Source organism: Paenibacillus sp. J31R98, assembly GCF_056269245.1.
Genome location: NZ_JBWDNO010000011.1, coordinates 166,728 through 190,521 on the forward strand (window position 1 = coordinate 166,728; position 23,794 = coordinate 190,521).

Annotated in this window: 20 protein-coding genes; 12 read left to right on the forward strand and 8 right to left on the reverse strand. The window is 53.1% G+C overall.

All coding sequences use genetic code 11. The annotated features are described in order from the left end of the window. Positions 1-273 precede the first annotated feature (273 nt). The 6 genes from mdh to AC0YNX_RS28815 all read left to right on the forward strand — a co-directional run bounded on the left by mdh (position 274) and on the right by AC0YNX_RS28815 (position 6,982). Complete coding sequence (gene mdh / locus AC0YNX_RS28790; protein ID WP_475819149.1) at positions 274-1,227, forward strand: malate dehydrogenase; 954 nt, start codon at positions 274-276, stop codon at positions 1,225-1,227. Between the two features lie 94 nt (positions 1,228-1,321). Continuing rightward, positions 1,322-3,562: a DNA helicase RecQ gene (recQ, locus tag AC0YNX_RS28795; RefSeq protein ID WP_475819150.1), complete on the forward strand. Its 2,241-nt coding sequence runs from the start codon at positions 1,322-1,324 to the stop codon at positions 3,560-3,562. Positions 3,563-3,671: 109 nt separating this feature from the next. Next, entirely contained in the window at positions 3,672-4,103 is a 432-nt protein-coding gene (locus tag AC0YNX_RS28800; RefSeq protein WP_475819151.1) for a hypothetical protein, read from the forward strand. Positions 4,104-4,134: 31 nt separating this feature from the next. Beyond that, complete coding sequence (locus AC0YNX_RS28805; RefSeq protein WP_475819152.1) at positions 4,135-5,091, forward strand: sugar kinase; 957 nt, start codon at positions 4,135-4,137, stop codon at positions 5,089-5,091. Further along, positions 5,092-5,895 (forward strand): DeoR/GlpR family DNA-binding transcription regulator, encoded by an 804-nt coding sequence (locus AC0YNX_RS28810; protein ID WP_475819153.1) that lies wholly within the window; start codon positions 5,092-5,094, stop codon positions 5,893-5,895. A 154-nt stretch (positions 5,896-6,049) separates the two neighbouring features. Beyond that, on the forward strand, positions 6,050-6,982 hold the full coding sequence (locus AC0YNX_RS28815) for an NHL repeat-containing protein (protein ID WP_475819154.1): 933 nt from the start codon (positions 6,050-6,052) through the stop codon (positions 6,980-6,982). Between the two features lie 61 nt (positions 6,983-7,043). Here the strand turns inward: AC0YNX_RS28815 and AC0YNX_RS28820 are convergent, their stop codons facing one another. The 4 genes from AC0YNX_RS28820 to nagB form a co-directional block, all read right to left on the reverse strand. Then, positions 7,044-8,405, reverse strand: a complete 1,362-nt coding sequence (locus AC0YNX_RS28820; protein ID WP_475819155.1) for an FAD-binding oxidoreductase — start codon at positions 8,403-8,405, stop codon at positions 7,044-7,046. Between the two features lie 149 nt (positions 8,406-8,554). After that, the gene (locus tag AC0YNX_RS28825) at positions 8,555-10,303 is read right to left on the reverse strand and encodes a CocE/NonD family hydrolase (RefSeq protein ID WP_475819156.1); all 1,749 of its coding nucleotides are present in this window, start codon (positions 10,301-10,303) and stop codon (positions 8,555-8,557) included. 221 nt (positions 10,304-10,524) lie between these two features. After that, positions 10,525-11,703, reverse strand: coding sequence for an N-acetylglucosamine-6-phosphate deacetylase (gene nagA / locus AC0YNX_RS28830; RefSeq protein ID WP_475819157.1), 1,179 nt, complete (start codon positions 11,701-11,703; stop codon positions 10,525-10,527). Positions 11,704-11,706: 3 nt separating this feature from the next. Next, the gene (nagB, locus tag AC0YNX_RS28835; protein WP_475819158.1) at positions 11,707-12,429 is read right to left on the reverse strand and encodes a glucosamine-6-phosphate deaminase; all 723 of its coding nucleotides are present in this window, start codon (positions 12,427-12,429) and stop codon (positions 11,707-11,709) included. Positions 12,430-12,642: 213 nt separating this feature from the next. On the opposite strand from nagB, the gene fni reads away from it, so the two are divergent. Further along, positions 12,643-13,707: a type 2 isopentenyl-diphosphate Delta-isomerase gene (gene fni, locus AC0YNX_RS28840; RefSeq protein ID WP_475819159.1), complete on the forward strand. Its 1,065-nt coding sequence runs from the start codon at positions 12,643-12,645 to the stop codon at positions 13,705-13,707. A gap of 24 nt (positions 13,708-13,731) precedes the next feature. Here fni and AC0YNX_RS28845 read toward each other — a convergent pair whose 3' ends face one another. From AC0YNX_RS28845 to AC0YNX_RS28855, 3 genes are read right to left on the reverse strand one after another with little or no spacing between them, the layout of a single operon-like run. Beyond that, positions 13,732-14,829 carry a Ger(x)C family spore germination protein gene (locus tag AC0YNX_RS28845; protein ID WP_475819160.1) on the reverse strand — a complete coding sequence of 366 codons (1,098 nt, stop codon included), beginning with the start codon at positions 14,827-14,829 and terminating at the stop codon, positions 13,732-13,734. Further along, the gene (locus tag AC0YNX_RS28850; protein ID WP_475819161.1) at positions 14,826-15,935 is read right to left on the reverse strand and encodes a GerAB/ArcD/ProY family transporter; all 1,110 of its coding nucleotides are present in this window, start codon (positions 15,933-15,935) and stop codon (positions 14,826-14,828) included. The genes AC0YNX_RS28845 and AC0YNX_RS28850 overlap by 4 nt, the downstream gene beginning before the upstream one ends. Then, positions 15,932-17,260, reverse strand: a complete 1,329-nt coding sequence (locus tag AC0YNX_RS28855) for a spore germination protein (RefSeq protein ID WP_475819162.1) — start codon at positions 17,258-17,260, stop codon at positions 15,932-15,934. The genes AC0YNX_RS28850 and AC0YNX_RS28855 overlap by 4 nt, the downstream gene beginning before the upstream one ends. Before the next feature lie 139 nt (positions 17,261-17,399). Between AC0YNX_RS28855 and AC0YNX_RS28860 the strand changes: the two genes are divergently transcribed. The 4 genes from AC0YNX_RS28860 to AC0YNX_RS28875 all read left to right on the forward strand — a co-directional run bounded on the left by AC0YNX_RS28860 (position 17,400) and on the right by AC0YNX_RS28875 (position 21,367). Beyond that, entirely contained in the window at positions 17,400-18,155 is a 756-nt protein-coding gene (locus tag AC0YNX_RS28860; protein ID WP_475819163.1) for a class I SAM-dependent methyltransferase, read from the forward strand. Further along, entirely contained in the window at positions 18,152-19,168 is a 1,017-nt protein-coding gene (locus tag AC0YNX_RS28865) for an MBL fold metallo-hydrolase (protein WP_475819164.1), read from the forward strand. The genes AC0YNX_RS28860 and AC0YNX_RS28865 overlap by 4 nt, the downstream gene beginning before the upstream one ends. A gap of 82 nt (positions 19,169-19,250) precedes the next feature. Continuing rightward, the gene (locus AC0YNX_RS28870; RefSeq protein WP_475819165.1) at positions 19,251-20,633 is read left to right on the forward strand and encodes a CapA family protein; all 1,383 of its coding nucleotides are present in this window, start codon (positions 19,251-19,253) and stop codon (positions 20,631-20,633) included. 8 nt (positions 20,634-20,641) lie between these two features. Then, entirely contained in the window at positions 20,642-21,367 is a 726-nt protein-coding gene (locus AC0YNX_RS28875; RefSeq protein WP_475819166.1) for a glycerophosphodiester phosphodiesterase, read from the forward strand. A 64-nt stretch (positions 21,368-21,431) separates the two neighbouring features. On the opposite strand, the gene AC0YNX_RS28880 is transcribed toward AC0YNX_RS28875, so the two are convergent. Continuing rightward, positions 21,432-22,568 carry an HD domain-containing phosphohydrolase gene (locus AC0YNX_RS28880; RefSeq protein ID WP_475819167.1) on the reverse strand — a complete coding sequence of 379 codons (1,137 nt, stop codon included), beginning with the start codon at positions 22,566-22,568 and terminating at the stop codon, positions 21,432-21,434. 139 nt (positions 22,569-22,707) lie between these two features. Between AC0YNX_RS28880 and AC0YNX_RS28885 the strand changes: the two genes are divergently transcribed. Beyond that, positions 22,708-23,553 carry a DUF92 domain-containing protein gene (locus AC0YNX_RS28885; protein ID WP_475819168.1) on the forward strand — a complete coding sequence of 282 codons (846 nt, stop codon included), beginning with the start codon at positions 22,708-22,710 and terminating at the stop codon, positions 23,551-23,553. Positions 23,554-23,794: the final 241 nt, after the last annotated feature.

The window sequence follows — 23,794 nt, forward strand, 5'->3', positions numbered from 1 at the left end:
GAGGAGGGGACCCCAGGGGTTACCACCCTTTGGAAACCGGAAGGTATAACGTGGGAGTTACAGAGTCTATATATTGAGTGGTGCGTGCACCGCTTTCGCAAAAACCGCATAGCCTTCGCTATTGCGGTTTTTGCACGCTATATGCGTTCGAGTGAGTTGGCCGCTTGAGGCGGCTGTCGCTATGAGCGACGACTAGAAACTAGACGCGAAGAGAAGCTTAAAGACGTTGCAATCGGGGAAACTAATCCTATGTCTATTAGGAGGTAGTGTACGATGGCGATTAAACGGAATAAGATTACGGTTGTTGGTGCAGGTTTTACAGGTGCGACTACCGCGTTAATGCTTGCCCAGAAGGAGCTTGGCGATGTCGTTCTCGTCGATATTCCACAGCTTGAGAACCCGACCAAAGGCAAAGCACTGGATATGATGGAGTCGACGCCGGTTCAAGGCATTGATTCCAAGATCATTGGTACTTCCAGCTATGAGGATACGAAGGGCTCGTCTGTCGTCATCATTACGGCAGGGATTGCGCGCAAGCCAGGCATGAGCCGCGATGACTTAGTCAACACCAACGCCGGCATTGTCAAATCGGTCTGCGAGAATGTTAAAGCGACAAGCCCGGATGCTTATATCATTATTCTCTCTAATCCTGTAGATGCGATGACCTACGTCGCTTATCAGGCACTCGGATTTCCGAAGCATCGTGTCATTGGACAGTCAGGTGTTCTTGATACAGCCCGTTACTGCACCTTCATTGCCGAAGAGCTGAATGTCTCTACCGAAGACGTTCGCGGCTTCGTGCTCGGCGGTCATGGCGACGATATGGTTCCGCTCGTTCGCTATTCGAATGTCGGAGGTATTCCGATCGAGAAGCTCATACCGGCAGACCGGATTGAAGCAATCGTGCAGCGGACGCGTGTCGGAGGCGGCGAGATTGTCAATTTGCTTGGCAACGGCAGCGCCTATTTTGCGCCAGCCGCTTCGCTTGTTCAAATGACAGAAGCGATATTGAAAGACAAGAAACGAATACTGCCCGTCATCGCGCTTCTGGAAGGCGAATACGGCTACAATAACTTGTTCATGGGCGTGCCTGTTATTCTAGGCGGCGACGGTATCGAGAAGATATTCGAGCTCGAGCTATCGGCCGAGGAGAAGTCGGCGCTTGAGAAGTCAGCGAACTCGGTCCGCGGTGTCATCGCAATCGTCGACGCCGGAAGCAACAAGTAGAAGCAATCGAGCACGATAACCTCATGAAGCACATGAGACCCTGACTGCATTCTTGTCAGGGTCTTCATTTTTGAATATGGAAGGAGGAGCAGGAATGATTCAAGAAGAAGCACTGCGCACGCTTAAGCAGGTGTACGGCTACGACAGCTTTCGTAAAGGTCAGAGCGACATCATAGCAGGTGTGCTGGAAGGAAAGGATACGCTCGCCATCCTGCCAACAGGCGGGGGCAAGTCCATCTGTTATCAGCTCCCCGCGCTGCTGCTGCCTGGCACGACGATTGTCGTATCACCGCTCATCTCGCTTATGAAAGACCAAGTGGATGCGCTTAATCGGCTTGGCGTATCGGCTGCCTATCTGAACAGCTCGCTTAGCGCGGAATCATATCGCGAAGTAGTCCGTCAAACGGCGCAAGGCGTGTATAAACTGCTTTACGTTGCGCCAGAGCGCCTCGACAGCACGATGTTTGATTCGTTATCGAGCCAAATGCATATCCCGCTCATCGCCATTGATGAAGCACACTGCGTCTCGCAGTGGGGGCATGACTTCCGTCCAAGCTACCGACAGCTGGCAGGCTGGATTGGAAGGCTGGAGAATCGCCCGCCAGTAGCGGCATTTACGGCAACGGCAACACCTGAGGTATCGGAAGATATTGCAGCGATGCTGGGTCTCAAACGCCCTAATATTTTCGTAACCGGATTTGCACGTACGAACCTCACACTGTCCGTCGTGACAGGGACTGACAAGCGGAAGTTTCTTCGCGACTTCGTCAAGCAGCGTCCAGACCAATCTGGCATTGTATACACGGCAACCCGTAAAGAAGCCGAGGAAGTGTGCGATGACTTGTTGAAGCTCGGCATTGCAACGGGCAAGTATCATGGCGGCTTGAATGACGAGGAGCGGGCGGACGCGCAGGAGAAGTTCCGGTTTGACGAGCACCGCGTGATGGTGGCCACGAATGCATTCGGTATGGGGATCGATAAGCCTAACGTCCGCTATGTCATTCACTGGCAGATGCCTGGCGATGTGGAATCGTATTACCAGGAGGCTGGGCGTGCTGGGCGTGACGGGGAGGAGAGCGATTGCGTTCTTCTGTTTGAGCCACAGGATGTGCAGGTGCAGCGATTCCTGATCGATCGCAGCACGACAGACCCTGAACGCAAGACGATTCAGCTGAACAAGCTGTATACGATGATGCATTACAGCCGGTCGGAGAAGTGCCTGCTGCAATATATCGTGCGTTACTTCGGCGAAGCGGATGTTCCAGAATGCGGCAAATGCAGCAATTGTCTCGATCAGAGCGCGATGATTGATACAACAGAGGATGCTCGCAAGGCTCTCTCATGCGTTGGGCGGCTGAAGGGACGCTTCGGCATATCGCTTGCTGCGAAAGTACTCAAAGGCTCGCGCGAGAAGCGGATACTTGAATTCGGGCTAGACAGGCTATCGACGTATGGACTCATGCGAAGCTGGGCGGAGAAGGAGATTGCCGATCTGCTCTACTATCTCGTTGCTGAAGGCTATCTGCGGATCAGTGAAGGGGAATATCCGACTGTATCGCTGACGGCGGAAGCGCTGCCTGTATTGGAAGGCAAGGTAAGCGTACACCGCCGGCAGAGCGCTGCAGCCAAGCGTAGAGAAACGTCGGGCACGAATGTGTCTGCCGCGAACACGCCGCTGTTCGAAGCGCTGCGTGAGTGGCGCCGCGTGACGGCTGCAAGAGAGAGCGTCCCGCCGTTCATGCTATTCTTCGATGCGGCGCTGCGTGAAATTGCCGACAGGCAGCCGGTTACGTCCGAGCAGCTGCTTGGCGTGAAGGGCGTCGGCGAGGCGAAAGCTCGCAAGTATGGCACCGATGTGATCGCCATTGTGCGTGAATTTAAAGAGGGGGCAGCTTCGGGGAATCCGTCAGTTGCCACAGGCAATGTAGAGCTACAACCAACAGCGGCAGTACAACCGAGCCGGGCTGCAGCTGAACCAAAGGCACAGATTAGTCAGGCGGATGCTGCGGAGCTAGCCGAGCTCGAGAGCCTGCCAAGCCATTTGCTGACGCTCACCTTGATTGGCAGAGGCAAGTCGCTTGCTGACATCGCTGCAATGCGCGGCATGAGCCGCGTGACGATCGAGAACCATCTGCTGCGCTGCGCTCAGGAAGGCGAGGAGTTAGACTGGGCGGCGTTCATCCCCGAGCAGTATGAGACGCTCATCGTGGAGACTATTCAGCAAGTCGGAAGCGACAAGCTGAAGCCGATCAAAGAGGCACTACCGGAAGAAGTCGATTATTTTGCTATCAAAGCGGTCATGGTTAAGCATCGTTTGACACCTTCATACGAATAAAGCTATTTTTTGTATTGGAGCGTGCGTTTTAGTATACTTGTTAGGATAATACATTATAGCGGATGCTGGAGTATGCTAATGTATCGAACCATTAAGGAGGAAGTAAAGCATGTTGGATTTTATGTTATTTTTGCACGTAATCGGTGCGACTGGGATGGGCTTTTATATCGTATTGCCGCTGATGGCAGGCCGCGCATCCAAGCTTGACGGCGCAGGACAAGCTGGACTTGCCTCAGGGCTCGTTTCTGCTAATCGGATTGCCCAATATTTCCTTGTGCTGCAGCTGCTGACTGGCGGCTACTTGATGTCGCAAGGCGAGTACAAAGTGATTTGGATGATTATCGTCACGTTGCTCTTCTTGGCTATCGCAGCGCTTGGCGGCATCGTAACTAAACCTCTGAAACGTATTGCTACAGCGATTCAAAGCGGTCAGAGCGCATCGGCCCACATTGCCAAAGCGCGTGCGTTGAGCCTTATCATTCTTGTTATTTATCTTGTCATTCTATATTTCATGAAATATCCAATCTTCAAAGACATCTAACCTGCCCGAAAGTCAATTTGGAGGGGAAACCATGACGAAGACAGCGCCGGATTTATTGACATTTGGCGAGACGATGGCTTTATTCATGCCGCAAGATCATCGGGCGATTGAAGGATCGGCGATGCTGGAACAGAGCTACGGCGGTGCAGAAAGCAATGTTGCGATTGGCGTTGCGAGACTTGGTGAAGCTGTCGGCTGGTTCGGAGCGTTAGGCGACGATCCGTTCGGACGCTCCATTCTGAAGCGGATTCGCGGTGAAGGCGTCGATGTGTCACGGGCATCATTGTCATCTGATGCGCCGACAGGCATGATGTTCCGTGAGACGGTCGCAGGCAAGCTGACGGTCCACTACTACCGCAAGCATTCGGCGGCAAGCAAGATGAAGCTGAGCGATCTCGATCTGGAGTACATACGCAGCTGCAAGATTTTGCACATTACCGGTATTACGCCAGCGCTAAGCGAGAACTGTCGCGAGACGATCTTCGCTGTGGTTGCTGCAGCTAAGGAAGCGGGCGTGAAGATCAGCTTCGATCCGAACTTGCGTCTGAAGCTATGGTCGATTGAAGAAGCGCGTGAAGTGGTGCTGCCGTTAGCGGAGCAGGTGGATTACTTCCTGCCTGGCTGGGATGAGCTGAGACTGCTGTATGATACGGATGATTTTGAGGACGTGAAGGCGAAGCTGGTTAACTTGCCTGCTGTTAGCATCGTGAAGGGCGTGGGCGACACGAACGTGGTGCTGGAGAACGGGCAAGCGGTAGATGTGCCATTCTACCCAGTCGACCGCGTCATTGATACGGTTGGAGCGGGCGATGGCTTCTGCTCTGGTTTCCTTGCAGGTCTGCTCAAAGGGATGAGCGTGCTGGAAGCGGTTCGTCTAGGCAGCATTAGCGGGGCGCTTGTCGTGCAAAGCCGCGGTGACTGGGAAGCGCTGCCTGATTGGGCAACCGTGGAGCGCCGATTATCGGATAAAGGCTGGGTGGAGCGATAGATGGCTGAAGCTGGTTCGTCAAAAGGACAGCGACGGCGGGAACAGATTATGAATGTGCTGAAGCGTCAGGGGCGGATTACGATCCAGGAGCTCGTGGACCGATTCGGCATATCGGAGGCGACGGCACGCCGCGACCTGGAGCTGATGGAGAAGTCAGAGCCGGTCATACGTACCATTGGCGGCGCGATGTATGATGGGATGAATGCCGTGCGCGAGCTGCCCTTTGCCGAGAAGGAAGGGCTGTCGTTCTTGGAGAAGGAACGGATTGCGGCTGCGGCGGCAAGTCTTATCCTAGAAGGTGACGTTGTCGGCTTGTCCGGCGGGACAACGAACTATTATCTCGCCAAGCTGATCAAGACGCGCAGAGGCATTACCGTTGTCACGAATGCCGTTAATGTCGCGATGGAGCTGGCGGGCAGCGATATTAACGTCGTTGTAACCGGAGGCATGATGCGCCACAACAGCTTCGAGCTATGCGGACCCCTTGGTGAAGGGATGATCGGACAGCTGCATATCGGCAAAATGTTCCTCGGCGTCGATGGTGTCTCCTCGACTGGCGGTATCACAACCTATTCCGAGCAGGAGGCGCATATCGCGAAAGCAATGATTCGCCGCTCGCAGGCGACTTACGCGATGTTCGACCATACGAAGATCGGCCGAACATCCTTGTTCTCGATCGCGCCGCTGTCGCAGCTGCAAGGCTTCATAACGGATGAGGCGCTGCCGCAGCAGCTCGCGTCCATAGCGCAGACGCATGGCATTCAAACGGTCGTTGCCGACGCGCAGTATGGGGCGAGTGTCTGAGTTTGTGAAGAGGGACGATATAAAAGTGAAGGCGATGGCTGCTACTGGCGGCTATTGCTTTTTTTTCATCTGAAATTCCCAAATGGTTCCTTGTTTGCCACTCAATATTTGGTATACTTGGGGATGTACGAAACCTTGAAGGGAGATATGTGACGTGTCAGAGAAATTAATTATTGGTAGCGCCTCTCACTCGTATGAAGTTGCACAAGGCTGGGGCAAGCTTCCGGAGGGCATTGCATACGGCTATACACACGGTATCGTCGTAGATGAGAATGATAACGTATACGTACATAATACCGGCAAAGATTCCGTTATCAAATTTGATAAAGACGGTAATTTCATTACTTCGTGGGGTCCTGAGTTCGAAGGTGGCGCTCACGGCTTCTATCTCCATCGCGACAATGACGGCATCGAGTATCTCTATTTTGCAGATACGAACCGCGGGCTTGTTGTGAAGACAACGCTGGATGGCGAGACGCTGCTTGAGATCGGCCGTCCTGAGCGTCCGGATCTGTACGATGCGGAGCGCCGCTACGTACCGACGGATGTGTGCGTTGCGCCGAATGGCGATATCTATGTTTCGGACGGCTATGGCCAATTCCATATTCACCACTACGATGCGAAGGGCAACTATATCCGCTCGTGGGGCGGACGCGGTTCGGAGCCGGGCAAAGTGATTGAGCCGCATGGCATCTCGATTAACCTGCGCGGTGAAGAGCCGGAAATCTATGTAGCTGACCGCCGTAACAGCCGTATTCAAGTGTTCACGCTCGAAGGAGAGCACAAGCGCTTCGTCGAGCACAACCTTGACTTGCCTTGCAGCTTCTATTTCTTCGGTGATGAAGTGTACATTCCGGATCTCGACAGCCGCATTACGGTGCTCGACCGCAATGACCGCCTCATTACACACCTCGGCGAGGACCAGCAAGCGTACAAGCAACAAGGCTGGCCGAACCTGCCAAAATCATACTATCGTCCAGACAAATTCAGCTCCCCGCATGGCGTTTGCGTTGACTCGCAAGGCAACGTATACGTGGCAGAGTGGATCTTCGACGGTCGGATTACGAAGCTAGTTAGACAGCAATAATTCTTTATTTAAAAACAAAAAGTTGGACGGATAAACGACATGTTTATCCATCCAACTTTTTTTAGTTCGTAACGATGTTATGGTTGTAGCGGAACCGATTGGACGGATCATACTTCAACTTAAGCTCGGTCAATCTGGCGTAATTGTCTGCAAATGCGTGTTTGGTCACTTCTTCGCTCAAACCGATCGCATTCAAATACGAAGATTTGTTATGGGAATAAGGGAGAAGCTTGGCAAATATCGTGTCCATCCACGCTTGGCAATCGCCTATGTCAGCACCCAGTGCCATGATGTCGAGGAATACGACCAGCTCTGCATCGCGGGTAGCAAACGCCGCATCTCCAGACCCGATACGGTTCATTTGTCCGCCTAATGGGAACAACTGGGTCAGTGTAGTCGGTGCCGGCGCAAGCTCCAATTGATTCAGAAGCAGATCGATTGCCTCGTCATCGAATGCTTTGAAGAATAATGAGCTTCCGATGGCTGGAACCGTGTCAGGCACTAATGGATCAAGCTTGTGGTGGAGTTCCTCATACGTGGTAATACCCGTTTGGTCGATGATCGGCTGGGCCAACTGGCGCAGCGGTTGAATGGCTCTGAAGCCTTCGACCGGATCTCCGGCGTACAGGCCGTTCAGAATAACCACTTTCTTGTGATGCAGCATTTCCGGTAAGAAAGGGAATGGAGGCAGCTGGAGCAACGTTATACCGAAAGAGACTTCATCCGGAGCCTGCAGGTTGTATGGATAGGCGTTCTGGATAATCTGTTTCGCATCCGCATAATCATACATCACATCCAGCGCCAATACTTCAGGTCCCAGAGGCTGAAGCTGGAATACGAAGCTTGTCACGACTCCGAAATTTCCGCCTCCTCCTTTAAGCGCCCACAATAGATCCGGATGCGAGTGCTGATTGACTTCCAATAGTTGGCCGTCTGCCGTAACAAGGCGGGCTCCGATTAGATTGTCGCACGTCAAGCCGAACTTGCGTCTGAGATAACCGATTCCGCCATTGAGCGTAAGTCCTGCAATGCCAGGCTGGGATGCTGTGCCCACAGGCAGGACGAGTCCATGCTGCTGTGTCGCTTTGATAATCTCGCCGACATTGGCGCCGCTGTCTATATAAGCGATTCGCTTGCCTGAATCAACGGTGACTTTGCACATCTCGGACATATCGAGCATCAGCCCTTCATCGCATACAGCTAAACCCGCCACATGATGTCCGCCCCCACGAATGGAGACAGGAATTTGAAGCTGTGCTGCAACTTGCACGGCTGCGATTACGTCAGCCTCCGATTTGCAAACGGCGATGGCTCCCGGTCTTCTATCAATTGCCGCATTCCAAACTTTTCTCTTGCTTTCATATCTTTCATCTTCGGGAAGGATGAATTGATCGCGCAGCATTTCTTTCAATTGGTTAAACATAGCGTATGTTCCTTTCTAATCTAGTTAGTAATGTCACACTATGAATCTATCGAAAACAATGAAATCAGCATAAAATCGCACGCTAATAATTCGGGCCCCCGTTACTCATTGCGAGGGCTCGTTTGCTTGATGATTTGACAATACCGACTTTAATCAGCTAGCGCATCGTATTCCAAGTACGTTTCAGATCCTAAATGCAATGTATTTAACGAAAAGTAGGGTGGCACAGCTAGAGGAAAGTGTGCAAAGCCCTTGCTTGGTGTAGAAGCCACAAGGTCTGACCGGCTGCCGATCTGTAACACAAGCGATTCCCCTGCTTGTATGCTCGCAGCGGCAGGCGTCAGGCTGAAGCGGAAGGTCACCGGTACGTCAGGGATAAGCGGAACCGGATTCTCTGCATCATTGACAATTTCAGCCGATGAGCCAAGTCCGTTAATCTCTTTGCTTCTTGCAGGAGAGACAGCGCCAATCGCCAGATAATGAATATGGCCTTGTCGATCTACCCGCGACAACCTCGCAATGACATAGCTGTCGATTTCGTTGCAGCTGAATTTCATGCTGGCGGTGAGCGGACCGGCAAAGGTTAGCGTTTGATTGACCGTGTATCGGAATGAGATGACTTGATTAATGACTTTATCTACGCCTTTAAGCACAGGGAAGCCATAAGGAATCGCTGTCCACTGTGCTTCTCCCTGCTGCGGTGCAGTGCTCACCAATGCGCCGCTCTCCGCAAGATAGAGGCGCTCACGTTTGCTTTGCGGTACCGGGAAGTCGGTAGCGGCCCGATATTTGCGTTCTCCGTCGACAAAATAACGGAATCGCGCTTGCTCGTGATAGCCGTTATCGGTTCCTTTGACGATGGCGTCGAAGAAGGCTATGGCCTCAAGTTGCCAGGAGGTGGTTGGAAGCTCGTATTCGTGCTCGCTCTGAATAAGCCAGCGTAGATGCTTCGGCGTACCGGCATGTTCGAACAAATCATTCGCGCCGAATTGATGAATATTCCACATCGCTGGATTTTGAACCGCGACAAAAGGAATCGTGATCTGATCTAAGCCAAGGTAAGGGCCGGGATCGAATTCCGAATCTTCCCGGCGTTTGCGATGAAGACCGATATCACGGTAATGCTTCAACGTTTGCAGAGAGGGCTCCTTATTGACGAAACTCCGGAATATTTTATCAATGTTCGGATGAACGATTCTTTTCCACATATAATCCCGATTGATAATCTGTCCGAGCAGGGCTCGTTTCCAAGGGGCAATTTGGCGTCGATGATCGGAGTCCTTGAAATTGGCTCCCATCCATACGTTGAAGAAGCCGACATTATTCGTTCCTGCGTAGTTCGTCGTATGCCGGAAGAAATCCGTGCAAAACTCATGCGCGAAGAACGCTTTGAGCGCCGGAGGCTTGCGTGCGGCAACCAAGGGTTGAATCATTCCGTAATACGAAGTTCCGAACATCACGATTTCGCCGCTGCACCACGGCTGAGAAGCGGCCCATTCGATTGCGCGTACAAAATCATCAACTTCCTGCTTGTCAAAATATAGCCCGCTGGTCCCCGTCGACCGACCGACGCCGCGCCTGCTGGACACAACATGCGCATAGCCGTGATTGGCGAATACGGCAGGAGCGCCAATTTCATTGTTCCCTGTCGGTGCACCGGCGGAATGCAGGTCTTTATTATAAGCGCCGATCATAACAACAGCGGGATATCGACCTTCTCTGCGCGGCAAGTATACGTCTGCGGAGAGGGTGTCGCCTCCGGAAACCGGGATCTTCTGGTCAGCCAGCAGCACGCAGCCGAGATTCTCATGAGCGTATCGCTTGGGCTGCCACCCAGCCAATTGCATAGGATTAATTCGTTTGCGAAGGGGGATTAAATTGTCTAGGAATCGTCCCATGGAAGTACCTCCTTGTTGCTAAGCTCGTTTCATATTCAACATCTAACCGTCATGTAGCTACTGTATAATAAAAAAGAAACATTTCTATGTACACGTTTCTAATGTGTGTTGATTGTGAGGGAAATTATCAAACAAGATATAAATAAAAGTGCCGAGAACGTCCAAAGGACGTTCTCGGCACTCTGCAGCAGCCCCGCTAGGACCTGCTCTTCATTATTCACTTATCCGTATATTTGACGTCCGTTCACCCAAGTGCGAAGCGCGCTCGTGAACGATGTGTCCGTCAGCACGAGGTCAGCGAGCTTGCCTTCGGCAATGCTGCCTGTAACCTCGTCAATGCCGAGCTGTCTCGCCGGGTTGCCGCTCGCCATCTGGCTGACTTCAGCAACGCTGAGGCCTGTATGCGCGAGCATATAACGGACGGCGTCGATCATCGTCAGCGTACTTCCCGCAAGAGCTCCGCCCTCATGAAGGCGTGCAACGCCGTCATTAACATCGACCGCTAATCCGCCGAGGTCGTATTGGCCATCGCCAAGTCCAGCTGCTGCCATTGCGTCCGTGATCAGAATTACCCGATCCGTCGGCTTTGCTGCGACGAGCAGGCGAATCGCTGCCGGATGGACGTGATGTCCGTCCGCGATCAGCTCGGCATGGATCCGGTGGTCGGTCAGTACCGCGCCGACAGTTCCCGGTTCACGGTGATGCAAGCCTCGCATGGCATTATACGTATGCACGGCTTGTGTCATTCCAGCTTCCGCAGCATCGACTACCTGTGCATAGAGCGCATCCGTATGGCCGGCAGCGGCGACGATTCCGCTGGCAGCGAGGTATTCCGTCAATGCGAGCGCATTTTCTTTCTCGGGAGCGAAAGTAACTTGTTTCATAAGTCCAGGGTACTGCTCGTTCCAAGCTTGAATAAGATCAACACGGGGCGGGATGATGAAAGCCGGGTTCTGTGCGCCAGGCCATTTTTCACTAATGAAAGGACCTTCCAAATGAACGCCTGCCAGCACCGTATTCGGCATGTCGCCGCCGCGGTAAGCATCTGACGCTTCGAGTACGGCTGCAATTGCTTCTGGTGAAGCGGTAACCGTCGTTGCCAGCATTCTAGTCGTTCCTTTGGAGGCATGGAAGCGGGTAATGGTGTCATACGCTTCGCGATTCGCATCCATGAAGTCAGCGCCGCCGCCGCCATGAACATGCATGTCGATAAAGCCTGGCAGCAGCCAGCCGCCATGCCCATCTACCGTCTCAAGCTGCTCGTATTCCGCTGGAATGGCGTCGCCCTCAATGATTTTTGCTATTTTACCGTTTACTACAACTACGCTGCCTTCAATCACCGTATCCGATACGATGGACTGAACATGCTTAACGAGCCATGAGTCACCTGTAGTTCGCATCAATTATAACAGCCTCCCTGCCTCACGATCGACGAGTACAAGTACATTTTTGTGCGTTTGCAAGAGCGATGCCGGCACTTCAGTCGTAATCGGTCCTTGCAGCGCTTGTTTCACGATGCCTGCTTTGTCAGCGCCTTTCACGACGAGCAGAATGGAATCAGCTTTCAGTATCGAGCCCACACCCATCGTTATCGCCTGCGTAGGCACTTCCTCCAGCTTGTCGAAGAATCTCGCGTTCGCTTCACGCGTCGATTCCTCCAGCTCGACTACATGCGTACCGCCTTGCAGCTCTTGATCGGGCTCATTGAAACCGATATGGCCGTTCAGGCCAAGGCCGAGCAATTGAATGTCGATTGGCTGCTCAGCAAGCATCCGATCGTACTCTTGGCATTCCGATTTCAAGTCCAATCCCGTGCCTTTCGGCAAGTGCGCATTATGCTGTGGCAGATCGATATGATTGAACAGCTGCTCTTTCATGAAGTGCGCATAGCTCTGCTCATGCTCCGGCTCCAAGCCGACATATTCATCCAGGTTAAATGTGGTAGCGTCCTTGAAGGAAATGCTGCCGTTCTGGTACATCTCTATTATTTTTCCATAAATGCCGACGGGTGTCGAGCCTGTAGCAAGGCCTAGAGTCGCATTCGGTTTATTTTTAAGCTTCTCCGCAAACAGCTGGGCAGCGAACAAATCGAGTTCAGTCGTATTGTCAAATGTTTTTACTTGCATTTTTAAGCGCCTCCTGTTTAATGATCTTCTGCTTTTATTATACGATCTTATGTAGTAAACAACAACGAAAATGATTGTTATAGTCAAAAATAAGATCAAAATAATCAAAATTACGCAAGTGTCTACCGGATTTGCCTAGCTCTGCTCAATGTGCCATGATAGCTTTAATGAAAACGGAAGCTTTTTTGCTAAAAAAGGAGAACGACGACTAGGATGACAGACAGATTGAATGAAGAATATCAAGAGACTGCCAGACGAAAAGGCGAGCATATCCGCATTTGCCTTACGGAGGATGTGCAAAGTGTCGGTACGGAGCCGGGCTTCGCGAGCTATCGATTCCGCCATAATGCGCTCCCGGACCTGGCATTTAATCATATTGATCTTTCCACTACATTTCTTAATCGGGCGATGGAAGCACCGCTATTGATCAGCTCCATGACCGGAGGCACGTATGAGGCTGCCGCTATTAATGTCAGGCTAGCCGAAGCGGCCGAAGTGCGCGGCTGGGCGATGGGGCTTGGCTCCATGCGGGCAGCAATCGAGAATGAATCGCTGTCGGATACGTTTCAGGTGCGGCAATATGCTCCGACGATTCCTATTATCGCGAACCTTGGCGCTGTTCAGCTCAATTATGGCTATGGTGTCGCCGAATGCCTCAGGGCGGTAGAACTAGCTGAGGCAGATGCGCTTGTGCTGCACTTAAACAGCCTGCAGGAAGTGTTCCAGCCGGAAGGCGATACGAATTTCCGCGGCCTGCTGAACCGCATTGGCGATGTGTGCCGCAGCATTGGCGTCCCCGTTGGCGTGAAGGAGGTCGGCTGGGGCATCGACGCAGAGACAGCGGAACGCCTCGTACAAGCAGGCGTATCTTTCATTGACGTTGCCGGAGCAGGCGGCACCTCGTGGAGCCAGGTAGAGAAGTACCGCAGCAGCGACCCGCTGCGCGCCGAAGCAGCCGAAGCATTCGCCGGCTGGGGCATTCCGACTGCGGCGTCAGTCCGCGAGGTCAGAGCTGCGCTGCCGCAAGCAACAATCATTGCGAGCGGCGGGCTGCGAAGTGGCGTCGATGCGGCCAAAGCCATCGCGCTTGGCGCGGACTTGGCCGGCTTCGGCCGTTCGCTCCTTGCCGGGGCAGCCGAAGCGGCAGCAGGCGGTAGCGAGCGGGAGCTGCACCGCCAGATGGAGCGGACGGAGTTCGAGCTGCGCACCGCCATGTTCGGCATTGGTGCAGGCTCGCTGAAGGAGCTGCGAAGCACGGACAGGCTTGTCCGAATCTAGTCTCTAATTAGCTAACTAAGTTGTTTAACGCACAATGCCGGAGCCTTCAATAGTGACAGTCGCCTGTACGTCAAACTTCAATCTTGGATATATGGACTGCCAGTCTTTCCAAGTCTTCTCGCTGCCGGCATGAGTCGCGCGAAATCTAAGCCCGAAGCCAAATGGATCAACGCCTGCTTGCCGTGCCTTCTCAAGCAGGCGCTCCGCTTCTTGTTCTACCTGCGCATTGAACGTCTGCTCTAGCTTCTTCCAGCTTTGATCATAGACGCCGACAGGTGCTTCCTCGAAGATTCCCCGGATATTTAACTTCAGTCTCAGTACCCAACCTTCACTCGTTTTGACGATTTTGGTCCGTGACGAAATGCTATCAACGGACATGACCATATTCTGCCCATCGATAGTGGCGGCAATCGTCGATTTCCTATATTCATTGCGAATTTGATTGTACGTCTCGGTTTCTTGCGGATTCAGCACGGCAACGAGCCTGGTTTTATTCAGCAGCCCAAGTCGGGTGACGACGTAGCCGTTCTTCTCCTTGCGCATGATCGGCAGAATCGGGTCCATCCCGCGTTCTCCGGTGCGCCGCACAAAGTCGAATAAATATTCGTAAATCGTATACGACGACTCTGAACCGTCATTGCCGAACAGCAGGAAGATCGCGTTCCCAGGCATACGCTCATTGGTTGGTTCGATCTCAATAATCGTCTTGGCATCCGGTTTGCCAATTGCCACATACGCAACGTTCTGAATGTCGCGTCTGCGCGACAGCCAATTCAGCGGTCCGCGAAAATCCTTCTTCGCCAGCTCTTCGCCAAGCAGCAGCAGCTTGCAATGTCCGAAATCAAGCTCTTTATCAACATGTGATTTCAATAGTCGAACCGCTTCCGCAATGCTTGTGGCTTGAATCGTTTCCACCTGTGATTTCGCAGCACCTGGCTCCACCTTTGGCGAAGGAACGGCTAAGCGCAGTGAGATCTTATAGCCCTTGGCGCCTTCCGGAGCGGGGTCAATGCCGATGGCAACAACGAAAAACCGTTTGTCGATGTCCTTGAAGCCGCATCCACCAGTCAGCCCGATTAGCAGCAGCAAGGCAGCTAGTGCCAACAACCGTCTATACTTCATGCCGATTGCTTCCTTCCGCCCATTCCAATGCTAAGCACGAAGAGGAAGAGTACCGAGATGACTTCCACAAAGACGCGCAGGATGAGCCAATTCGTAGCAAGCGACAAGTTCTGCTTCTCATCGAAGAAATAAGAAGTAAGGACTGTGATCAATCCCAGACTGCCAGCAATAATCCAGTTGAGCAGCGGTGTTCGCTCAGGATCGATCTGCGGTTTGGAACCTGGCAGGCAGCTCTTGAACAGCTCCATCGCGATATGCCAAGTGTTCGTCGTATACACGAGGGTCAAGTTCAGATATAGCAGCAGAAAAATAAACACGACCCGTTCGAGAAACCCGTACTCCATCGTCATCGAATCTGCCGTAACGCTCCACACATACAGGTAGGAGGCTGCGGTTTCGGTACCGTGAAAGCCAATCGGCACGAAGAAGGAGCTTATCAGAATGACAGAGCCGATGAGCGGAATGAGCCAGCGGTACCTCAGCCGAAAGTTCGGAGGGTTTAACCGATTGAAGATGGCATAGCCGGTATAGCCAGTAAACAAAAAGACTGCCGCTGCATAAGAAGTCAGCTTAGGCGGCTGGCGCCAATATTGCGCGACAGTACGTATGGCATCCCAATCGAGTGCTGGACTCCGGTAAGATTTGAACAGAATCAGAATGATGAGCGGAACGCTAATAACTAAGCCCATCTCAACGATGAAGATGTTGGACAGCGTGGAGCGGGTTGCCCCATAGATGCAAGCAATCGACAGCAAGCTTAGAACAATGAATGAGCTTGTATCTGGATTCAGAAAGCGGTTTATGAGCACGGAGAACCCCGTCAATACGATGGAAGCGGACATGAAATACATGCAGCCGATCACAAACAGAATTGGTGCCGACACCCATTTCGGGAAGAACAGGCCCAATATCTCCGGCAGTCCTTTGCCAGGGAACACTTTCATTACATGAGTAAACAGGATCGCGAGCGTGGAGCCGGCGACAGTTGCGATAATCATGGACGATACAGCCCCCACATAGCGGTCCTGAATCAGTAAATAAGGAACAAACAGCATTAAATTGAGCATGCTTACGATCGTCACGCAATAGTAAAAATAACGGTTCATCCTTGATCCACCTGCCCGATATCACCTGATTGCGAAGGCGTTTTGCTGAATATGCGAAAATACGGCTTGCCAAAGCTGCGCAAGTCGGCCAAATAAACAAAATACATAAACAGGCCAATCGTCACGCCGGATATGCCGAAGAAGATCGCCATAATGATGAGCGGATATTTCATGAACCGGATGGCTATGGACATATTGTTGACCGGTATGACGAAGTTAGAGATTGCGACAACAGAAGTAACAATAATCATAATGCTGCTGACGAGCCCCGCTTGTTGCGCAGCTTGTCCGAGAATGAGGCCGCCAACGGTCGTGGCCGTAGAGCCAATAAACTTGGGGAGGCGTACGCTGGCCTCGACGAGCGCTTCAATCATGAGCAGCATGATGATAACTTCAATAAAGGACGGGTACGGCACAGCTGCGCGGCTTCCAGCGATGGAGAAGGTCAATTGAACGCGAAACAGCTCCGGATTAAAGGAAACGATGGCAACGTACAAAGCTGGCAGTGAGATCGTCAGCAAGACTGCGACATAGCGAAGGACGAGCAGCGTGCGCGTCATCCAGAACGAATCATACTGATCGTCAACCGCGCTTAAAAAATCATAGAACGTAACAGGCAGCACAATAGCGAACATGGAGCCTTGTAGGAGCAACACGACTTTCCCATCCTGTATGCCGTTGCAGACACGATCAGGTCGCTCCGTAATGATCATGGTCGGAAACAGCTTATACCGATCGCCTAGCGCACGGGTCAGTTGGCCGGAAGCGGAAATCATGGGTACGTTGACGCGCTCGAGCTTTTGCCTGACCATATTCAGCACATTGGAATCGACACTTCGTTTGTCGTACAGCAGCAGCACGCGAGTCCGCGAGATGGTGCCGACAGTCCGCTCTTCGGTCGCAAGCTCAGGGCTTGGGTAGCGGCTGCGGATAATATTGATTGAATCAATGACATCCTCGCTAAGAGCAATCTGCGGACCGTTAATGACGGTTTCGACCATCGTTTGCGGATTCTCGTTCCGGATGATACGCGCGGCGTCCAGCTTATAGATTCTGCCTTTGACTTGAATGAGGACGAAGCCGAGCAGCAGCGTGTCTGTCCATTTGGCCGGGTCATCAAGCGGTTCATAGACCGAATTGATCTCTACAATTTCATCAAAAGGCTGCAGCTGCTTCGTGAAGGGGACGAGGATAAAGTCGCTCACTTTACTTCCGTCGCAAAGCGTCTCGATATAGGCGATCTCGATAGACATGTGATTATTTTGCAGCTGATGCATCGTTAAATCTCTTGACTCGGCAAACAGTGTCTCGATCCGCTTCAGCACGTTGCTTCGACCGCCTTTCCTTATCTTGGAATAGTATGGATAGTAAGGATGATAATTATGCCGCTGCAGACGTCTTTTGCCAGAATAGCGGACCGTGAAGTACAATAGGAGGCAGTGAAATGAAGGAGGGGAATCGCGTATGTCGGCATGGTTTGAGCGGAGTTTTGGCTCCGATTATATGATTGTGTACAGACACCGGAATTGGGAGCATGCCAAGCGTGAGGTGCAGCGGATGGCAGGCTGGCTAGAGCTTGAGCCGGGCGCGGCTGTTCTCGATGTTGGCTGCGGCATGGGCAGGCATGCGCTCGCGCTGGCACAGCTCGGCTACGAAGTGACCGGCATGGACCTTTCGCAGGCGCTGCTTCAGAAGGCACGCGAGCACAATAAAGAGGGCCTGATCAAAGAGCTCATCCAAGGGGATATGCGAGAGCTGCCGTTCGCAGACGATTCATTCGATGCGACGGTCAATTTGTTCACGTCCTTCGGCTATTTCGAGGCGGAGGACGATAACAAGCGCGTGCTGGCTGAAATTCGCCGCGTGCTGAAGCCTGACGGGAAGTTCTTGATTGATTTTATGAATGCAGCGTATGTGGCTGCTAATCTTGTTCCGTGTTCGGAACGATTGGACGCGGAATCCGGCTTACATATTGAAGAAGTACGATCCATTACGGAAGACGGCTGGGTCGTTAAACGAATCGCAATTGGTACAGAAGGCGATGAAGCGACTGTCCGGCGTTACGAAGAGCGTGTCCGTTTGTTTCCGCTGGCTTGGTTTGAACAAGCCTTGTCCGAGGCGGGTCTTGAACTGACGCATGTATATGGCGATTATGAGGCACTCGCCTATGATGAACAGCGATCGCCCCGGCTGATCTTGAGAGGGAGGGCAAGCCATTGAGTGAAACGAGCAAACCGATAGCTACGAGAATATGGCCAAGCGGCATTATTCAAGTGAAGGTACCGTTGCCCTTCTCCTTGAAATTCGTCAACAGCTATCTACTGCAAGATGAACGGGGTTATACGATTGTGGATCCTGGCTTGCATACACTTGAAGCGGTACAAGCATGGGAGCAGGCGCTGGACACTCACGGAATCGCCATCCGCTCAATCCATACGATTGTGTTGACGCATCAGCATCCCGATCATTACGGGCTTGCTGGTTGGTTTCAAGAGCAGACGGGCGGAGCGCCGGTCTATATCTCCGAAGACTCGTACGCGTATACGCAGCGGCTATGGGGAAGCGATGCAGGAGCCGCTTTTGCAGCGGATCTGACGCAACTGTACGAAGAGCACGGCATGCCGCAGCAGGTGTTGGATGAGATTAAGCCGCATCTGGACAGCTTCATCGCGAAGGTGTCACCGCAGCCGAAGGTGACCTTCCTCGAAGCGGGGCAAACGATACAGATGGGCGGTCTCTCCTGGCAGACCATCGACACGCCAGGTCATGCGAAGGGGCAGCTCTGCTTCTACGCTGCCGATGCGAAGCTGATGCTATGTGGCGATCAGGTGCTGCCGGATATTACGCCTAATATTAGCGTTGTCCCAGGCGACGGCGAAGATCAGCTGCAGCAGTTTCTGTACAGTCTGGAGCATATTCGCAAGCTTGAGGTGGAGCTTGCTTTTCCCGGCCATCGGGACCCGTTCGATAACTATAAGGAGCGGATCGATCAGCTCATCGGGCATCATGAACGCAGGCTGACGCAAATGTATAGTTTGATTCAAGCGGGCGCAGATACGGGTTATACGTTATGTATGCAGCTGTTCGGCGAACGAATTGCCGGCAATACGCATAATTTGAGGTTCGCCATGTCAGAGACGCTTGCCCATTTGTTCCATCTGGAGAAGAGCGGGCGCGTCGAACGAGGCATGCAAGGAGCCAAGATCTATTTTTCAATCAAAGAGGCACTTTAGCCGTAAAAAGTTTCCTTTACTCGCTCGCAAATGCGGTATAATGAATGCGTCCATGTTCAAGAGAAAAGGAGCTTAGCCGACTATGCACGCATCAAGGTCTGAAACACATCAGCACCAGAAGAAGCAGCGCTCAAGGCGGTTGAAAAGGCTGCTCGCAATCAATATCGTTATGCTGTTCCTCATAGGCGTGCTTGCTGTCGTCTATTTCGTGCAGCGACAGGACGAGGCAGAGAAGCTGGACATCGCTTCGGATCCGGCAAGTGGAGCTAACAAGAGCAACTCAGGCGAGGGCAATAATGCCGCAGCCACAGATGATAGTGATCCTTCGAATGCTTCCGCAGACGATGGAGCGAATTCGAATGATTCGGGGACTGGCTCAAATCCCGGCTCATCGGATGCCAATCAAGGCGATCAGCAGCCTGCAGCGAATCAAGAGCAACCTGACGATGCGGATGGCTCGAACTCCGGTTCAGGATCAAGTACAGCTGTTATTGACAAGGGATCGGCGACTGGAGATGCCAATACCATCACGCTTTCTTTTGCCGGGGATGTACTGCTCGCAGCTGCCGTCGAGAATTTAATGCTGAAGAACGGATACGATTATCCATATACATATGTGAAGCCGTTTCTGCAGAAGCCGGACTTAATGGCCGCGAACCTGGAGACACCGGTAACGGAACGAGGGACGCCAGCTCTAAAGAAGCAGTATGTGTATAAATCATCGCCAGCTGCGCTGCCTGCCTTGAAGGCTTCGGGCATCGACGTCGTTAATCTGGCGAATAACCATACGATGGATCAAGGCGAAGAGGGGCTGCTCGATACGATCAGTCACCTCGACTCTGCAGACATTCCGAATATGGGAGCGGGCCGTGACGATGCAGAGGCGTTCAAGCCGGTGCTGCTTGAAGCCAAAGGCATCAGCGTCGCGTATATCGGCCTCTCGCGGGTGATTCCGGAAGGCTCGTGGAAAGCGGCCAAGAATCATCCGGGTCTAGCCGAGACCTATGATTCCACGCGAGCTGTGAAAGCGATCCAGGATGCGAAGAAGCAAGCGGATCTTGTTGTCGTCATGGTGCATTGGGGCATCGAACGTGAAGATAACCCGAATGACGATCAGAAACGCCTGGCGCATGAATATATTGATGCAGGAGCCGATTTGGTCATTGGCAGTCATCCTCATACCTTACAAGGCTTCGAATCCTATAAAGGCAAGTGGATCGCATACAGCTTAGGCAATTTTATATTCCCAGGCATGACGCCGGATAAGACGAAAGACACCGGTGTTGTAGATGCACGGTGCAGCGTAGATGGCAAGTGCTCGCTACTCATGCATCCGATGCGCGCGAATCAGTCCCAGCCGGCGCCGCTTGAAGGCGAAGAGGCGGCTGCGCTGCTCAAACGCATTTCATCGATTTCGATTCATGCGTCGATTGACGCTGCAGGAAACGTGAAGCCGAAGGAGTGAATGCTCGAATGCTCAATCCTTGTGTTGCTCATCGCGGCGCGTCCGGACTTGCGCCGGAGAATACGATGGCTGCTTTTCGGGAGGCGATGCGCTTTCCTTTCGTGCAATGGATTGAACTTGATGTTCAGCTGTCCAAAGACGGTATCCCCGTCGTCATTCATGACGATACGCTTCGGAGGACGGCAAGAACATCTGGCAGAGTGAACGATTACACAGCGGAGCAGTTAGGGAAGATGGATGCCGGCAGCTGGTTTGATAAAGCTTTTGCCGGTGAGGGCATTCCGACACTGGAGCAAGTCATGCTGGAGACCGTTGGCCGCTGCCGACTTAATATTGAGCTGAAGACATACGGAGGACGCTATCCCGGCATCGAGAAGAAGGTCGTCGATCTGCTGAACAAGCATAGCCTCCAGCATGACTCGGTTATTACTTCCTTCGACCGTGAGTCGCTGCGAATCGTTCGCTCGTTAACGGCAGATGTGCGCACAGGACTGATCCTGGATGCATCGCCTTGGACGCTCTTGCAGGACTTGAAGCAGCTTGGTTCGACATTCTTGTCCGTCGGCTATACGCATGTTTCGAATCAGATGCTGTCACAGATGCGAGGAGCAGGAGTCGGAGTTATGGCGTGGACCGTCAATGATGCGCCAATGATGAAGCGGCTTGGCAGCATGGATCCGAACTTAATGATCTGTACGAATTATCCGGATCGCTTCCAGCAAGCGTCGTCATGAGGCGAGGGGTTATAGAAGCAAAGAGAGACCGGCTATCACATTAGTGACAGCCGGTCTCTTATGGTTATAGATCGCTATATCGGTCGCGGATTTCCAGAATGGCGGGCAGCTGGTCGTTCAGCACATCGACAAGGCGAGAATCGAAATGCCGATCGCGCTCCTCATTGAACATGGAGAGAATGCGATCGAGCTCCCAGGCTTTCTTGTAGACCCGTTCACTGCCAAGCGCATCGAATACGTCTGCAATCGCCGTGATGCGTCCGTATAGATGAATCTCCTCGCCCTTCAGCCCTTGCGGATAGCCGGCTCCGTTCCATTTCTCATGATGCTGGTGAGCGACAATTGCAGCAGTCTTGAGCAGCTCGCGACCGGAAGACTTGAGCAAGTTGTAACCGATCGCCGTATGGTTCTTCATCAGCTCGAATTCTTCCTCAGTCAGCTTGCCTGGCTTGTTCAGCACAGCATCGGGAATGGCAACCTTGCCGATATCATGCATAGGTGAGACGAGCTTGAGCAGCTCGGCTTCTTCATGCGAAAGGCCGAATCCGAGTGCGAGAATATAGGAGTATTCCGCAACGCGTTTGACATGGTTGCCGGTTTCTTTGGAGCGGCTCTCGCCGATTTCGCCCATAGCGGAAATAATTTCGCGCTGGGTTGCGACGATCTCTTCGTGCAGCATAACGGATTCGAGCGATTTGCCTGCATAGGAAGCGGCCAGCTTCAGCTGATCCAGATCGCGCTGCGTGAATACCGCTTGCGGCGTTAATTTATTAATCGCCTGGTAGGCGCCAATAATACTGCCATCATTGCCCACGAACGGAACGGTGATGATTGACTTGGTCCGGTAGCCGGTTCTTATGTCATTCGTATCGTTGAAACGCGGGTCTTGGTATGCGTCCTCAATCAGTAAATTCTCGCCCGTCATGACGGAATGTCCGACGAAGCCTGATCCGAGCGGTTGCCGGATTTCGCTGACTCCATGCGCAATGGTCGTAAACAGCTCTCCTCGGTTGCGGTCAATGAGCCACACGGTGCACCTGTCGGCCAATATCATTTCGCGGCCCATATCGGCCATCAGAAGAAGAACGCTCTTCAGGCTTCGCTGGCTTCCAATTCTAGCGGTATAATCAAAGATAATGCGAAGAAGTTCTTCCGGTGTTCTCTCGTTTGCCGCTGGCTTTGAATCAGTTACAGGGTTCATTAGGGTTGAGTTCTCCTTGTGTGCGAGACTGGTTGAGGTATACTACAAAATTATGACAAAATGTGAAGTAGTTCGACATATCACTTCAACGTAAAATTGAAAAATCCTTCTTTTGGCATTAGAAAGGAAATGAGCGGTTATGACGGATTTATATTCTTCTCTAGCAGGCCGTGTGCTTGTCGGTCTTATCGGCAGTTTGATTCTAGCGGGAGGCGCGTATCGGCTGCGTTCCTTGTCAGGTTCCGGCATGTTTTCAGCCATTGTGATGGGGACGTGCTATGTGGCGCTTGGCGGACCGTTCTGGTTCGGCTCGCTGCTTGCTTTCTTTATCTCTTCTTCCTTGCTCTCGAAGTGGAAGAAGCGGCATCGGAAGAAGGAGCAAGCGGAAGCGAACTATGCCAAGAGCGGCCGCCGGGATTGGCTGCAAGTGTGGGCCAACGGCGGGCTGGGCTTGGCGCTGTGCGCCGGGCATGCGCTCTGGCCGCATGGCGGCTGGGCCTTCGCTTTCGTCGGCGTCATGGCTGCCGTGAACGCGGACACGTGGGCGACGGAGATCGGCGCCCTAAGCGCGGCTGCTCCGCGTTCGATCTTGACCGGCCGGCGCGTCTCGGCCGGCACCAGCGGCGGCGTTACGCCGCTCGGTAGCGGCGCCGCGCTGGCTGGCGCCGCCTTCATTGGCTTGGTCGCGGCGCTGCTGGCTGCCGCGCCGCCAGCGCCTGAGGGCGCCTTGCCGGGCGGGGCGCTGCTCGCCGCCGCGGCGGTAGCCGGCACGGCCGGCGCCTTCGCCGATTCGCTGCTCGGCGCCACCGTGCAAGCGATGTACCGCTGCCGTGCGTGCGGCGGCGAGACGGAGCGCGCCGAGCACTGCGGCGTCGCTGCCGAGCGGGTGCGCGGCTTCGCCGTGATGACCAACGATGCGGTGAACCTCGCATCGTCCGCGTTCGCAGGCTTGCTCGCCTGGTTGATCGGCAGCTTGCTGAGCTAAACTCAGCAGGCTGCCATCACACTCGGCTCCGCCGCCCCTCGGTTTCTGACATACCTATCGGCGCCCGCCGCCCCTCGGTTTCTGCCATACCTATCGGCGCCCGCCGCCTCTCGGTTTCCGCCGTACCTATTGGCTCCCATCACCCTCCAACTTCGCCCCTCCACAAAGCCCCCGAATCTACAAGCTTCGCTATCAATTTTTGTATTATTTTCGCAATATTCACCCATTTTGCTTTGAAAAC

Bases quoted from the DNA above. Each gene is read 5' to 3' on its own strand.
- AC0YNX_RS28860 (WP_475819163.1), top strand. From the start codon at position 17,400: ATGTCGGCATGGTTTGAGCGGAGTTTTGGCTCCGATTATATGATTGTG.
- AC0YNX_RS28850 (WP_475819161.1), bottom strand. From the start codon at position 15,935: ATGAACCGTTATTTTTACTATTGCGTGACGATCGTAAGCATGCTCAAT.
- AC0YNX_RS28805 (WP_475819152.1), top strand. From the start codon at position 4,135: ATGACGAAGACAGCGCCGGATTTATTGACATTTGGCGAGACGATGGCT.
- recQ (WP_475819150.1), top strand. From the start codon at position 1,322: ATGATTCAAGAAGAAGCACTGCGCACGCTTAAGCAGGTGTACGGCTAC.
- fni (WP_475819159.1), top strand. From the start codon at position 12,643: ATGACAGACAGATTGAATGAAGAATATCAAGAGACTGCCAGACGAAAA.
- AC0YNX_RS28800 (WP_475819151.1), top strand. From the start codon at position 3,672: ATGTTGGATTTTATGTTATTTTTGCACGTAATCGGTGCGACTGGGATG.
- nagB (WP_475819158.1), bottom strand. From the start codon at position 12,429: ATGCAAGTAAAAACATTTGACAATACGACTGAACTCGATTTGTTCGCT.
- AC0YNX_RS28825 (WP_475819156.1), bottom strand. From the start codon at position 10,303: ATGGGACGATTCCTAGACAATTTAATCCCCCTTCGCAAACGAATTAAT.
- mdh (WP_475819149.1), top strand. From the start codon at position 274: ATGGCGATTAAACGGAATAAGATTACGGTTGTTGGTGCAGGTTTTACA.
- AC0YNX_RS28870 (WP_475819165.1), top strand. From the start codon at position 19,251: ATGCACGCATCAAGGTCTGAAACACATCAGCACCAGAAGAAGCAGCGC.
- AC0YNX_RS28880 (WP_475819167.1), bottom strand. From the start codon at position 22,568: ATGAACCCTGTAACTGATTCAAAGCCAGCGGCAAACGAGAGAACACCG.
- AC0YNX_RS28810 (WP_475819153.1), top strand. From the start codon at position 5,092: ATGGCTGAAGCTGGTTCGTCAAAAGGACAGCGACGGCGGGAACAGATT.
- AC0YNX_RS28845 (WP_475819160.1), bottom strand. From the start codon at position 14,829: ATGAAGTATAGACGGTTGTTGGCACTAGCTGCCTTGCTGCTGCTAATC.
- AC0YNX_RS28875 (WP_475819166.1), top strand. From the start codon at position 20,642: ATGCTCAATCCTTGTGTTGCTCATCGCGGCGCGTCCGGACTTGCGCCG.
- AC0YNX_RS28885 (WP_475819168.1), top strand. From the start codon at position 22,708: ATGACGGATTTATATTCTTCTCTAGCAGGCCGTGTGCTTGTCGGTCTT.
- nagA (WP_475819157.1), bottom strand. From the start codon at position 11,703: ATGCGAACTACAGGTGACTCATGGCTCGTTAAGCATGTTCAGTCCATC.
- AC0YNX_RS28820 (WP_475819155.1), bottom strand. From the start codon at position 8,405: ATGTTTAACCAATTGAAAGAAATGCTGCGCGATCAATTCATCCTTCCC.